The organism is Pantoea sp. X-Soil-OKNW-713 (assembly GCF_059730685.1).
In genome coordinates this window covers 586836-598979 of sequence record NZ_AP035995.1, presented here as the reverse complement: position 1 = coordinate 598979, position 12144 = coordinate 586836, and the positions used below count along the sequence as shown (strand labels likewise).

Below are 12144 nucleotides of genomic sequence, written 5' to 3'. Positions count from 1 at the left end.
GCTGGCGAGCCGGTGAGAAGGTCACAGTCCTTATCAAAACCCCGTTCCAAGCCTGGCAGTGCTATCCGTTGCGCATCCTTTCCTTAATGGGAAAGTTGACAGGCGGAACGAGCGTGCTCATTTATGAGCGGAAACACCCTATTGCAAATGCAAATAATTATCAATAGTATTATTTATAACCTTTGTGAAAGAATCCTTGAGTAAATGGCGACTGGCAGCACCTATGACCTGGCTAAATGATCTGACCGGCAGTGAAGCCTGGTGGCAGGAGCAACAACGTAAAGGTATCCCGCGTGTGGAAGGCGAAGTGAACGGCGAGTGCCAGGTCACTTTCCTCTGGCGCGATCCGCAGGGCAACGAGACGCAGTCACCTATCCAGCGGGTGTGGATTAACATCACCGGTGTGACCGATCACCACCAGCGCCGCGCCCCACAATCCCTGATGCGAGTAGCCAATACCGATGTCTGGTACTGGCAAACCACCCTGCCAGCCAACTGGCGTGGCAGCTACTGCCTGATGCCGGATGAGCAGGCGACGGATTTTTCCGGCGATGTCGATATGTACACGCTGCGCAACTGGTGGCGCGACAAATTCCCGACCGCCCAGGCGGATCCGCTCAATGCCCTGCGAGGCTGGTCTGGTGGACGCGGCATGGGGGTATCCCCATTGCATCTGCCGCTGGCACCCAATCAGCAGCTATGGCGTGCGATAGATGAAGGCCACGCCCCTGCAATCCCTTTGCAAGAATATCGCTGGGACAGCCACTTACTCGGCAACAGTCGCCGGGTGTGGATCTATTGCACCGGCGAGGCCCAACCCGCGTCACGGCCACTGGCAATTTTGCTCGACGGTCAGTTCTGGGCCAACAGCATGCCGATTGCCGGACCGCTGCAACAACTTACCGATGAAGGCGCACTGCCTGCTGCCGTCTATCTGTTTATCGACATCATTGATCGTGAGCACCGCAGCCGTGAGTTGCCGTGTAACCCGCAATTCTGGCAAGCCTTGCAGGAAGAATTACTTCCCCAGGTCGCGCAGTGGGCACCGTACCAACCGCAGGCCGCCAGTACCGTGGTCGCCGGGCAGAGCTTCGGCGGTCTGGCATCGGTGTTTGCGGCGCTGCACTGGCCGCAGCAGTTTGGCAACGCCATCAGTTTATCGGGCTCCTTCTGGTGGCCGGAGCGTGGTAATCCGCATGGCTGGCTATTGCAGCAACTGGATCAAGGTCTGGCACCGCGCCAGCCGCTGCGTTTCTGGCTGGAAGCGGGTAAACGTGAAGGACTGATTTTGCAGGCAAATCAGCAACTACAACAGAAGTTGCAGGCCTCCGGATATCAGGTGCACTACCAGCCAGTAGAAGGGGGACATGACGCGCTGTGCTGGCGTGGTGGCCTGCTCGATGGTTTACAGGCGCTGTGGCGCACCCCGACATAAATTCATCTCGCCCGGACTCAGGAGCCGACATGGAACATCGCAATCCCTTCGACGATCCGCAGCAGGATTGTCTGGTGCTGCGCAATCCGCAGCAACAATACAGTTTATGGCCCGCGTTCAGCGCCCTCCCCGCTGGCTGGCTCGCCGTGTATGGCCCGCAGCCACAGCCTGATTGCCTCAACTGGCTGGAACAGAACTGGGGGAATATCCGCCCAGTGACGCAGGACACCAACCGGAGCGACAATGTCTGAATCCCTGATGAATCGACGCCATACCGAACAACAAACCCTGCCGCTGGTGGCAGCACAGCCCGGCATCTGGATTGCCGATCAGCTGTCGCCCCATCACAACGCCTATGCGGTCGCGCACTTTATTGAATTGCAGGGCGATATTGACAGTGAGTTGCTGAGCAAAGCGATCATCAATGGGATGCAGGAGGCCGATACGCTGAATATGGCGTTTGGCGAGGTAGACGGCGAAGCGCTGCAATGGCCGCAGGTCCAGCATTTCACCGCACCGCAAGTGGTTGACCTGCGCTCCGACGAGAATCCCGCAGACAAAGCCCGCGCGCTGATGCGTGACGATATGAATGGCGATCTGCGCGTGCTGAGCGGTGCTCCCTTATATCATCATTGCCTGTATCGCCTCGGCGAGCAGCATTGGTTCTGGTATCAGCGTTATCACCACCTGGTGGTGGATGGCTTCAGTTTTACCGCCCTGACGCGGCGCATCGCCAACCTGTACAGCGCCTGGGCGCGCCAGCAGGAGCCAGAACCCACGCCGTTTATCCCCTTTAGCGAAGTGGTGGAGGAGTATCAGCGTTATCAGCAATCCTCCTCCTTTGAACGTGATCGCCAGTTCTGGCGTGAAAAAGGGGCGTCCCTGCCCGCCCCTGCCTCACTGGCGGCGCAACCGCTGGCCGGACAAAGCGCCAGCACCCAACTGCTGCGCCATAGCCTGACGATGGATCACGCCACCTTCCAGACGCTGGTCAGCCAACATCCGCAGCACAGCGCCGCCGATCTCGCCTTCGCGCTGGTTGGCTTATGGTTGGCGCGCCTCAGCGGGCAAAACGATTTTTCCGCAGGTTTCATCTTTATGCGGCGTATCGGTTCGGCCGCGCTATGCGCCACCGGGCCGGTGATTAACGTGTTACCGATGGCGATCCATTACGATCCGTCACAACCACTGGCTGCACTGGCAACGCAACTGGCGGGTGAAGTGAAGAAAATGCGCCGCCACCAGCGCTATGACGCTGAACAGGTGCAACGCGATCTGGGACGCCTTGGCGATGGCGATCCGATCTACGGTCCGGTGATCAACCTGAAGATGTTTGATTATCAACTGGATTTCGCCGGTGTGGAGGGCATCACCCATCAACTGGCTTCTGGTCCGGTACGCGATCTGGAAATCGCCATCTATATCAGTGAACAGGGTGAGCTGACGCTGGAGTTGCTGGCGAATGCGGAACGCTACAATCTGGCGACGCTGCAACGCCACGCCAGCCGTTTTACGCTGCTGCTGACCCAGTTGGCTGCGGAACCGCAGCGCCCGTGCGGCGAGTTGGATCTGTTGACCGCAGCAGAACATCACTGGCTGGCGGATATTAACCATACCCCTCACCCGGTGCCTGCCGAGACTCTGGCATCGCTGTTGGCTCAGCAGGTAACCCGCACCCCGGATGCGCCAGCGCTGGCCGATGCACAGCATCAACTCAGCTACTGTCAGATGCAGCAGCAGGTATTTGCGCTGGCACAACAGCTAAGCGCCGCCGGTGTCGCACGGGGCGATATTGTTGCCGTCGCGCTGCCGCGTTCGGTGCAATTGTCGCTGGCACTCCAGGCGATCGTTACGCTCGGTGCGGCTTATCTGCCGCTTGATACCGGCTACCCTGATGATCGCCTGCAACTGATGCTGGAAGATGCCACACCACAAACGTTAATCACCTCAGCGTCACTCGCACCACGTTTTGCCGCCATCTCCGACGTCAGCCAGTTACATTTCGATGCGCTGTTTAATCACACGGATGCGCCAGCCCCGCTCAGCGCGCCGCAACCGCAGGACGGTGCCTACATCATCTATACCTCGGGTTCTACCGGGCGTCCCAAAGGGGTGCTGGTCGGTCATGAGGCGATCGTTAACCGTCTGCTATGGATGCAAAATCACTATCCGTTGCAGGCTGACGATGTGGTGTTGCAGAAAACCCCGAGCAGCTTTGACGTTTCGGTGTGGGAATTCTTCTGGCCGCTGCTGGTCGGTGCCCAACTGGTGATGGCCCCACCGGAAGCCCATCGCGACCCGGAAGCCCTGCAACAGTTGTTCGCGCAACATCAGGTCACCACTACCCACTTTGTGCCTTCGATGCTGGCGGCGTTTGTCGCCGCATTGCAGGACGATGCCGCGATTAACAGTTGTGCCGGCCTGCGCCGCGTGTTCTGTAGCGGCGAAGCTCTGCCAACCGATTTATCCCGCGAGTGGGAGCAGTTGACTCAGGTGCCGCTGCACAATTTATACGGTCCGACGGAAGCGGCGGTGGATGTGAGCTGGTATCCGGCGTTCGGTGAGTCACTGGCGGCGGTTGAAGGTGCCAGCGTGCCGATTGGCTACCCGGTCTGGAACACCGGCCTGCGTATCCTTGATGCGCGACTGCAACCGGTGCCGCCGGGTGTGGCGGGCGATCTCTATCTGACCGGCATTCAACTGGCACACGGTTATCTGGGGCGTCCCGATCTCACCGCCAGCCGCTTTGTCGCCGATCCGGCCGGCAAGGGTGAACGCATGTATCGCACTGGCGACGTGGCGCGTTGGCTCGACAACGGCGCGGTAGAATATCTTGGCCGCAGCGACGACCAGTTAAAAATTCGTGGTCAGCGCATCGAACTCAACGAAATCGATCATGTGTTGTGCGCTCAGCCTGGCATTGAGCAAGCGGTGACGCACGCCGTGGTGCTGGGGGGGACCACGGCACAAGGCGATGCCCGCCAACTGGTGGGTTATGTCATTGCCGATCATGCTGTAGACGGTGAGGCTCTGCGTAACGCGCTGGCCCAGCAACTGCCCGCCCATATGGTGCCAGTGGCGATTGTCCAACTGGAGGCTTTCCCGCTCAGCAGCAACGGCAAACTGGATCGCAAAGCCCTGCCGCTGCCGCAGTCGAGCAGCGCCAGCGCCGGGCGTGAACCGCATCCCGGCCTGGAAAGCCAACTGGCTGCGGCGTTTTGTCAGTTGCTGGCACGCGACAGCATCAGCGCCCAGGATGATTTCTTTGCCCTGGGTGGTCATTCACTGCTGGCGATGCGCCTTGCTGCCCAGTTGCGCCGTGAACTCAGGCAGCCGGTGACCGTCGGACAGATCATGGTTGCCTCCACCGTCGAGAAGCTGGCTGCATTGTTAAGTGATGCGCAATCCCACCAGCAGGCCGGTTTTGAGGCCGTGCTGCCGTTGCGCCAGGGCAGTGGGCCAAATTTGTTCTGTTTCCATCCGGCCTCGGGCTTTGCGTGGCAATTCAGCATTCTGCAACGCTACCTTGATGCGCGCTGGTCGTTGATCGGCATTCAGTCGCCGGACACCGCCAGCCCGTTGAATCAAAGCACGCATCTGGACGAGGTGTGCGACGCCCATCTGCGCACCCTGCGCGAGGTACAGCCGCACGGCCCTTATTATTTCCTCGGCTATTCACTTGGCGGCACGCTGGCTCAGGGGATTGCGGCACGGCTGGCGGCTGCCGGTGAAGAGGTAGCGTTCCTCGGCCTGCTTGATACCTGGCCGCCAGAGACGCAAAACTGGGATGAAAAACGCGGCGAGAACGTGCTGGACCCGGCAGTGCTGGACGAAGTGAACCGCGAGCGCGAGCAGTTTATTGCGGCGCAACGGCATCAGGCGGGTGAAGAGATGCAGGCGATGTTTGACACTATCGAAGCCAACTACGCCAGTTCAGTACGTCTGTTGGCAACGGCACGCAGCGCCAGCTTCAGTGGCCGCGCAACCTTGTTCCTCGCAGAACAGACGCAACAGCCGGGACAGGATGCACGCCGCGCCTGGGCACCTTATGTCGGCGAGCTGGAGGTGTGGCCGATGGATTGCGCCCACGTCGATATCATTTCGCCGAAGATGTTTGAGCAAATCGGACCGTTATTACAACGGCTACTGAGCAAACTCTGATCCAGAATGTAGGGCGCGATTTATCGCGCCGTTTTTTTCCAGCACCGCGCACGGAACCGCGCGATAAATCACACCGCTACGGCCGTCCCAACGGCACAATCATTGGCGTATGCGCCACCGGGTCTTCCACAATCACGCAGCGCAAGCCGTATACCTGCTCAATCAACGCGGGCGTGACAATCTCTGCCGGTTTCCCTTCCGCGATAATCCGTCCATGACGCATAGCAATCAGGTGCGTGGCATAGCGGCAGGCGTGATTCAGATCATGCAGCACCACCACCAACGAACGGCCATGCTGTTGATTGAGATCCTGCATCAATTCCAGCAATTCAATCTGATGGGTGATATCCAGCCAGGTGGTCGGCTCGTCCAGTAACAACAACGGCGTTTGCTGCGCCAGCACCATCGCAATCCACACACGCTGACGCTGACCGCCAGACAAGGTATCCACCTGCTGATCAGCGAGATCAGACACCCCGGTCGCCAGCATCGCCTGCTGCACCGCAGCTTCATCTTCAGCACGCCAGCGCCCGAACAGCGCCTGATGTGGATAACGTCCACGCGCCACCAGCTCAGTGACGCTGATGCCTGCCGGGGCGTTAGAACTTTGCGGCAGCAGGCCCAGGCGGCGTGCCACCTCTTTGGTGGGATAGCGCGCAATGGCTTCTCCGTCCAAAAACACCTGACCTTTTAACGGCGTATTCAGACGACTCAGGGTGCGTAACAGGGTTGATTTGCCACAGGCATTCGGGCCGATAATCACCGTCAGCTCCCCTTCCGGGATCGCCACCGACAAATTTTCTGCCACCACTTTTTTGTCGTAACCCAGCGTCAACCCTTCGCCATAGAGACGACTGGAGATTTCGGTCATTGGCGTCGTGCCTCCCGCACCAGTAAAGCAATCAGATAAAGGCCGCCGATGCTGACGGTAATCACCCCCACCGGCAATTGATAAGGTAAGAACAGATGCTGGGCCGCGAAATCGGCAGCAATCAGCAACAGCGCTCCACACAACCCTGCCAACGGCATGCCGCCGCCGAGACGGCGCGCAATCTGCGGTGCCAGTAGCGCCACAAAGGAGATCGGGCCGACCAGCGCCGTTGAAGCAGCGATCAGCACCACGCCAAGCAGCATCAACCACAGGCGGCTACGCTCCACCGGCACACCAAGGGCGCAGGCGGTGTCATCCCCCATCTCCAGCAAACGCATCCGGCGGGCCAGCAGCGCCACCAACAGCAGCGCCAGCAGTAACACCACGATCACCGGCGGCGTTTTTGTCCAGGTTATACCGTTCAGCGAACCGGCGCTCCACAGACCGGCGCTGAGGGCAGCATCCAGCGAAGCGCTGATAATCAACCAGCTGTTAAGCCCCATCAACAACGCACGCACGCTGATGCCGACAATAATCAAACGGAAAGTTTCCACGCCGTTACGCCAGGCAAACAGGTAAACCAGCGCGGCAGTGGCAATGCCGCCAATCATCGCAGCGGCCGTCATCGCCGAGGCGTTTTGGTTGAACAACACCAGCGCCACCAGCACACCGCTGTAGGCACCGGTGTTAAAGCCAAGAATATCCGGGCTGCCTAATGGATTACGCAACAGTGACTGGAAAATCGCGCCGCTCACGCCCAACGCTGCGCCAATCAGCAACGCCATCAACACGCGTGGCAGACGCCACTCCAGCACGATCAGTTTGATATTGCTGGCACCCTGTCCCAGCATCACCTGCCAGATTTGTTCACCGCTGACCGGCAAAGCACCCCGTGTCATCGCCAGAAACGCGAGCAATCCGCAACCGAGCAGCAACCAGAAGGTATGAAACATGACGCGCCGGGTCATACAACACCTCGCGCGAGTTTGCGCCGCACCAGTACAATCAACATCGGTGCTCCCAGCATGGCGGTAACGATAGAAACGCGCAGCTCACCAGGCACCAGCAGTCGACCAATAATATCCGCCGTTAACAGCAGGATCGGCGTCACCAACGCGGTAGCAGACAGTAGCCAGCGATGGTCATTCCCCACCAGCCAGCGCGCCAGATGCGGCGTCATCAACCCAACAAACGCAATCGGTCCAACCGCTGCGGTGGCTGCACCGCACAGCAGCGCAATCGCCAGCAGCCCCAGTACCTGGGTTCGGGCCACGCGCGTACCCAGCGCGGTCGCCATATCGCCGCCCATACTCAGGCTGTTTAACGCCTGCGACAAACAGAAAGCCACCACGCTTCCGACGGCAACGGCTGGCCACAGGATACGCAGAATGGTGAAGTCGCGAATATCCAGCGAACCGCTGTGCCAGAAACGCAGGTGATCATAGATGTCAGGATTGAGCAGCGAGATGCCTGAGGTCAGCCCTTCCAGTACCGCGCTTAACGCGACACCGGCCAGGGTTAAACGCACCGGATTGACGCGCCCGCCACCTATCGCGCCGGTCATCGACACCAATAACGAAGCCAACAACGCACCGCCAAAAGCAAAACCGAGCCATTCAGACGGGGTATTTGCGCCAAACCACGCAATGCCCAGCACCACGGCGAAGCTGGCTCCGGCATTCACACCGAGAATGCCGGGGTCAGCCAGCGGATTGCGCGTCAGGCTTTGCATTAACGCGCCAGCCAGTCCCAGAGCCACGCCCGCCAGCAATCCGGCCAGGGTGCGCGGCAGACGTGCCTCGCGAACGATAACGCAATCCGCACTACCACAGGTGGTGGTAACGGCATGATAAACATCGGAAAGAGAGATGGATTTTGCCCCAAGCATTAAACTCAGGGCAATAAGGAGCACCAGCAGCATCCCTGATCCTGCAAGTGCGCGAGTCTGGTGCATAGCGTTATGAACCTTTAATCATCAACGTAATCGCGTGCGTAGGGTAAATGTGATAATGATATTTGTTATCGTTATTACTCGTATTTGTCTATGTTATCATGACTCGCCTCGCGGAAGATGAGGAAAATTGGTGCAAAAAGGCGAAGAAATGAACAAACCCTCCCACTTTATCGATCTCTCCCTGCTTAAATCCCATCCGGCGTTTCGCGCGGTATTTATCGCCCGCTTTATCTCGATTGTCGCACTCGGCATGTTGGCGGTGGCGGTGCCGGTACAAATTCAGCAGATGACAAAATCCCCCCTGCTGGTTGGACTCGGCGTTACGGTAGCCGCCTGCGGCATGTTTATTGGTTTGCTAACCGGCGGGGTACTGGCCGATCGTTATGAACGTAAGAAACTGATTTTATTCGCCCGCTCGACCTGTGGGCTGGGCTTTGTCGGACTGGCGATCAACGCGGCGTTGCCTGAACCCTCACTGACTGCGGTGTATCTGCTGGGGCTGTGGGATGGCTTTTTCGGTGCGATTGGCGTCACCGCGCTGCTGGCCGCGACTCCGGCGCTGGTCGGACGCGAGAATCTGATGCAGGCAGGCGCGATTACCATGCTTTCAGTACGCTTCGGCTCCATCCTGTCACCGGCGATAGCCGGCATGGTGATTGCCAGTGGCGGCGTGGTATGGAACTTCGTCCTCGCGGCGCTGGGGACCTTACTGACCGTGCTGACCTTACTAAAACTGCCGATGCTACCGCCGCCGCCACAGCCGCGCGAGCACCCCCTGAAATCGCTGGCAACCGGTGTGCAATTTCTGTTTACCACGCCTTTGGTGGGAATGGCGGCGTTGATGGGCGCACTGGTGACGCTGGCGAGCGCGATTCGCGTGCTCTATCCGGCGCTGGCTCCGCATTGGGAGGTGAGTGCCGACCGACTGGGATTGATGTTCGCTGCCGTGCCTTTGGGTGCCGCAATCGGCGCTGTCACCAGTGGTCGGTTAGCACAGGCCGCGCGTCCCGGTTTATTGATTATCAGTAGCGCTATCGCCTCATTTCTGGCGCTCGGGCTGTTTGGCCTGATGCCAAACTTCACCCTCGCGTTGCTCTGCCTGGTGGCGTTCGGTTACTTCAGTTCCATTACCAGCCTGGTGCAGTACACCCTGATTCAGGCATTAACCCCTGATGCGCTGCTGGGTCGTATTAACAGCTTATGGACGGCACAAAACGTCACCGGGGATGCGCTGGGCGCGGCGCTGATTGGCGGGATCGGTGCCTGGCTGTTACCTCAGCAGGCGGCCGCGGTGTTTGGCTTTGCTGCCACCCTGCTGGGCGTGCTGATGTGGCTGGTGATGGGATCGTTACGTCGCTATCAACCGCCAGCCGTAACGCTGGCGGAAGAAGCATCATGACTTCACAAACAGTTTTTCCAGGCGAGCAAGCAGGTTGCTGGCACTGAAGTAATCAAGGCGGAAGCTGTCAACGCCCATTGCATAAACCTGTTGCTGCGTCACGGCGGCGTTTTGTGCGAGGAACGGATTAGCCAGCACCGACTGACGGGTTTTGTCATCGCCAGCAAATAACAGGAAGCTGTGTCCCGTCAGGCCGCTGGCAACGTTTTCACCCGCGAGCTGAATGATGTCCTTGCGCTGTCCCATGCTGTGGCTTTGTTGAATATTGGCCGGGGGCATCGCCAGGGTGAAGCCCAGTTGCTGCAACAATTTGCCCTGCGCCGATTCAGCGGTCCACAAATTCACCGCGCGTCCATCGCCATTCCACACCAGGGCGGAAACCGGCTGCGGCGGTAATGTGATGGCTTTTTTCAGCGCGGCCTGACGATCGGCAAAGGCTTTAATATGCTGCGCCGCCTCGGTTTCATGACCGGTGGCCTCACCGAGCAGCGTCATCAGGTCCTGCCAGCTTTTATCGTCGTAGTTAATCACCAGCGTCGGTGCAATGGCAGAAAGCTGACTCACCAGCTTGATGGCGGAGTCGTTACCCGTGGCGCTGACGATAATCAGATCCGGATCTTCGGCTGCCACCGCTTCAGCGTTGGCTTCACCGATATACAGGCGTTTGACGCCGCGTTGTTTCGCCACCTCGCCCCACTGACGGAAGAAGCCCTGATCGTCGGAGAGGCGACTGTTGGGGGCGGTAGCACCCGATGCAATCACCGGCGCATCAATCGCCAGCAGTGAACCGGTCAAGGTGACGCTGGTTGAGACAATACGCTGGGGGGCTTTGGTCAATGTCACCACGCCCTGTTCGGTCTGAATTTTGCGTGGCCAGCCCTGTTCGGCACGCGCAAGTCCACTAAAAGCCTGTAAAATGAACAACAGGACAACCATGCCCCATAAACCGCATTTATTCATAAGTTTTCATCCATCATTTAGCTTATTTCCGCCCCCGGCATAAATGCCGGAAAACGCTTAAAGATAAGGGAACACCCGCGAACTGATTGACTCTTTGGACCATTCGACGTAGGTTACAGGGCCATAATAAAAATGATAATCATTCTTAATAATCTTATCATTTATAGGTGAAAATTATGGTGGAATCTTCCACGTTTGAAAATGCCTGGCTGAAGGATTTTTCCGCACTTTGTCGCGGATTCCTGTTCACATCTCCCTGGCGCAGCCTGGTGACTCAGGGGTGCTACACCACCCTGACCGAACCGGTTCAGGATGCTGCTGCGTTAGACGGTGATTTTCAGCAACAGCTGCGCCAGCATTTTGCGGCGGCGAAAAAGCAGGGTATCGAGCAACCGATTCTGGTCGGTGCGATCCCGTTTGATGTCAGCCAACCTGCCGCTTTGTTTATTCCTGAATCCCATCAGACCTTTAAGCGTGCCGATTTACTGGCCGCGTTACCGACCGAACTGAGTGCGCTGCCCGCCGTGCGCCGCCGTGCGGCAGTGCCGGATCACGACGCCTTTACCCAAATGGTGGCAGATGCGGTGGCGGCCACACAACGTGGCGATCTCGACAAAGTGGTCCTGTCGCGCCTGATGGATATCGTGACTGAACAACCGGTGGATAGCGCTGCGCTGATGCAGCGGGTCATGGCGCAAAACCCTAACAGCTACCATTTCCATCTGCCGCTGCCGCAGGGTGGTGTGTTGCTGGGAGCCAGTCCGGAACTGATGTTGCGTAAACAGGGGCGTGATTTCAGCTCTTGTCCTCTCGCCGGTTCCGCACGTCGCGATAGCGACAGCCAAACCGACCGCGCAGCCGGCGAAACGTTGATGAACTCCAGTAAAGATCGGCACGAACATCAGCTGGTCACCGATGCGATGCGCTCCACGCTGCAACCGCGCAGCCGTCTGCTGTCGGTGCCGACAGTGCCCTCGCTCATCACCACCTCAACGTTATGGCATCTCGCCACGCAGATTGATGGTGAAGTGCAGGACCCGCGCGAGAATGCCCTGTCCCTCGCCTGCCTGCTGCATCCGACTCCGGCGCTCAGCGGTTTCCCGCATCAGCAAGCGCAGCAGCTGATCCAACAGTTGGAGCCGTTCGATCGTCAGCTGTTTGGCGGCATCGTCGGCTGGTGCGATGACGCAGGCAATGGCGAATGGGTCGTCACCATCCGCTGCGGCACGGTACATGACAGCCGCGTGCGCCTGTTCGCGGGTGCCGGAATTGTGGCCGACTCTCAACCCGAATCAGAATGGCGTGAAACCGGCGTGAAGCTGGACACCATGTTGCGCGCCTTTGGACTGCAATAAAGGAAAGAC

General features: G+C 58.7%; 9 protein-coding genes. 5 read left to right on the top strand and 4 right to left on the bottom strand.

The genetic code is table 11. From position 1 onward, the window contains the following. Positions 1-223: 223 nt before the first annotated feature. Genes fes through AC6I8R_RS02660 form a run of 3 tightly spaced genes read left to right on the top strand, consistent with a single transcriptional unit; the run spans position 224 to position 5596 of the window. Positions 224-1435, top strand: coding sequence for an enterochelin esterase (gene fes, locus AC6I8R_RS02670; protein WP_497831874.1), 1212 nt, complete (start codon positions 224-226; stop codon positions 1433-1435). A 29-nt stretch (positions 1436-1464) separates the two neighbouring features. Beyond that, the gene (locus AC6I8R_RS02665; RefSeq protein WP_021185729.1) at positions 1465-1686 is read left to right on the top strand and encodes an MbtH family protein; all 222 of its coding nucleotides are present in this window, start codon (positions 1465-1467) and stop codon (positions 1684-1686) included. Next, complete coding sequence (locus AC6I8R_RS02660; RefSeq protein WP_497831873.1) at positions 1679-5596, top strand: enterobactin synthase subunit F; 3918 nt, start codon at positions 1679-1681, stop codon at positions 5594-5596. The genes AC6I8R_RS02665 and AC6I8R_RS02660 overlap by 8 nt, the downstream gene beginning before the upstream one ends. Before the next feature lie 76 nt (positions 5597-5672). Here the strand turns inward: AC6I8R_RS02660 and AC6I8R_RS02655 are convergent, their stop codons facing one another. The 3 genes from AC6I8R_RS02655 to fepD are packed head-to-tail and all read right to left on the bottom strand — an operon-like array spanning position 5673 to position 8388. Next, on the bottom strand, positions 5673-6467 hold the full coding sequence (locus AC6I8R_RS02655) for an ATP-binding cassette domain-containing protein (protein WP_021185727.1): 795 nt from the start codon (positions 6465-6467) through the stop codon (positions 5673-5675). Then, the gene (fepG, locus tag AC6I8R_RS02650; RefSeq protein ID WP_208724699.1) at positions 6464-7435 is read right to left on the bottom strand and encodes an iron-enterobactin ABC transporter permease; all 972 of its coding nucleotides are present in this window, start codon (positions 7433-7435) and stop codon (positions 6464-6466) included. The genes AC6I8R_RS02655 and fepG overlap by 4 nt, the downstream gene beginning before the upstream one ends. Then, a complete protein-coding gene (fepD, locus tag AC6I8R_RS02645; protein ID WP_497831872.1) occupies positions 7432-8388 on the bottom strand; it encodes a Fe(3+)-siderophore ABC transporter permease in 957 nt (318 codons plus the stop codon). The genes fepG and fepD overlap by 4 nt, the downstream gene beginning before the upstream one ends. 181 nt (positions 8389-8569) lie before the next feature. On the opposite strand from fepD, the gene entS reads away from it, so the two are divergent. Further along, positions 8570-9820, top strand: a complete 1251-nt coding sequence (entS, locus tag AC6I8R_RS02640; protein ID WP_497831871.1) for an enterobactin transporter EntS — start codon at positions 8570-8572, stop codon at positions 9818-9820. Here entS and fepB read toward each other — a convergent pair. After that, on the bottom strand, positions 9815-10780 hold the full coding sequence (gene fepB, locus AC6I8R_RS02635; protein WP_497831870.1) for a Fe2+-enterobactin ABC transporter substrate-binding protein: 966 nt from the start codon (positions 10778-10780) through the stop codon (positions 9815-9817). The two genes, entS and fepB, sit on opposite strands and share 6 nt — an antisense overlap. Positions 10781-10956: 176 nt before the next feature. Between fepB and AC6I8R_RS02630 the strand changes: the two genes are divergently transcribed. Beyond that, entirely contained in the window at positions 10957-12135 is a 1179-nt protein-coding gene (locus AC6I8R_RS02630; RefSeq protein WP_415173143.1) for an isochorismate synthase, read from the top strand. Positions 12136-12144: the final 9 nt, after the last annotated feature.

What these genes read in the sequence shown, in the direction of transcription:
- fes (WP_497831874.1), top strand. Translation starts at nt 224, where the DNA reads ATGACCTGGCTAAATGATCTGACCGGCAGTGAAGCCTGGTGGCAGGAG.
- AC6I8R_RS02665 (WP_021185729.1), top strand. Translation starts at nt 1,465, where the DNA reads ATGGAACATCGCAATCCCTTCGACGATCCGCAGCAGGATTGTCTGGTG.
- AC6I8R_RS02660 (WP_497831873.1), top strand. Translation starts at nt 1,679, where the DNA reads ATGTCTGAATCCCTGATGAATCGACGCCATACCGAACAACAAACCCTG.
- AC6I8R_RS02655 (WP_021185727.1), bottom strand. Translation starts at nt 6,467, where the DNA reads ATGACCGAAATCTCCAGTCGTCTCTATGGCGAAGGGTTGACGCTGGGT.
- fepG (WP_208724699.1), bottom strand. Translation starts at nt 7,435, where the DNA reads ATGACCCGGCGCGTCATGTTTCATACCTTCTGGTTGCTGCTCGGTTGC.
- fepD (WP_497831872.1), bottom strand. Translation starts at nt 8,388, where the DNA reads ATGCTGCTGGTGCTCCTTATTGCCCTGAGTTTAATGCTTGGGGCAAAA.
- entS (WP_497831871.1), top strand. Translation starts at nt 8,570, where the DNA reads ATGAACAAACCCTCCCACTTTATCGATCTCTCCCTGCTTAAATCCCAT.
- fepB (WP_497831870.1), bottom strand. Translation starts at nt 10,780, where the DNA reads ATGAATAAATGCGGTTTATGGGGCATGGTTGTCCTGTTGTTCATTTTA.
- AC6I8R_RS02630 (WP_415173143.1), top strand. Translation starts at nt 10,957, where the DNA reads ATGGTGGAATCTTCCACGTTTGAAAATGCCTGGCTGAAGGATTTTTCC.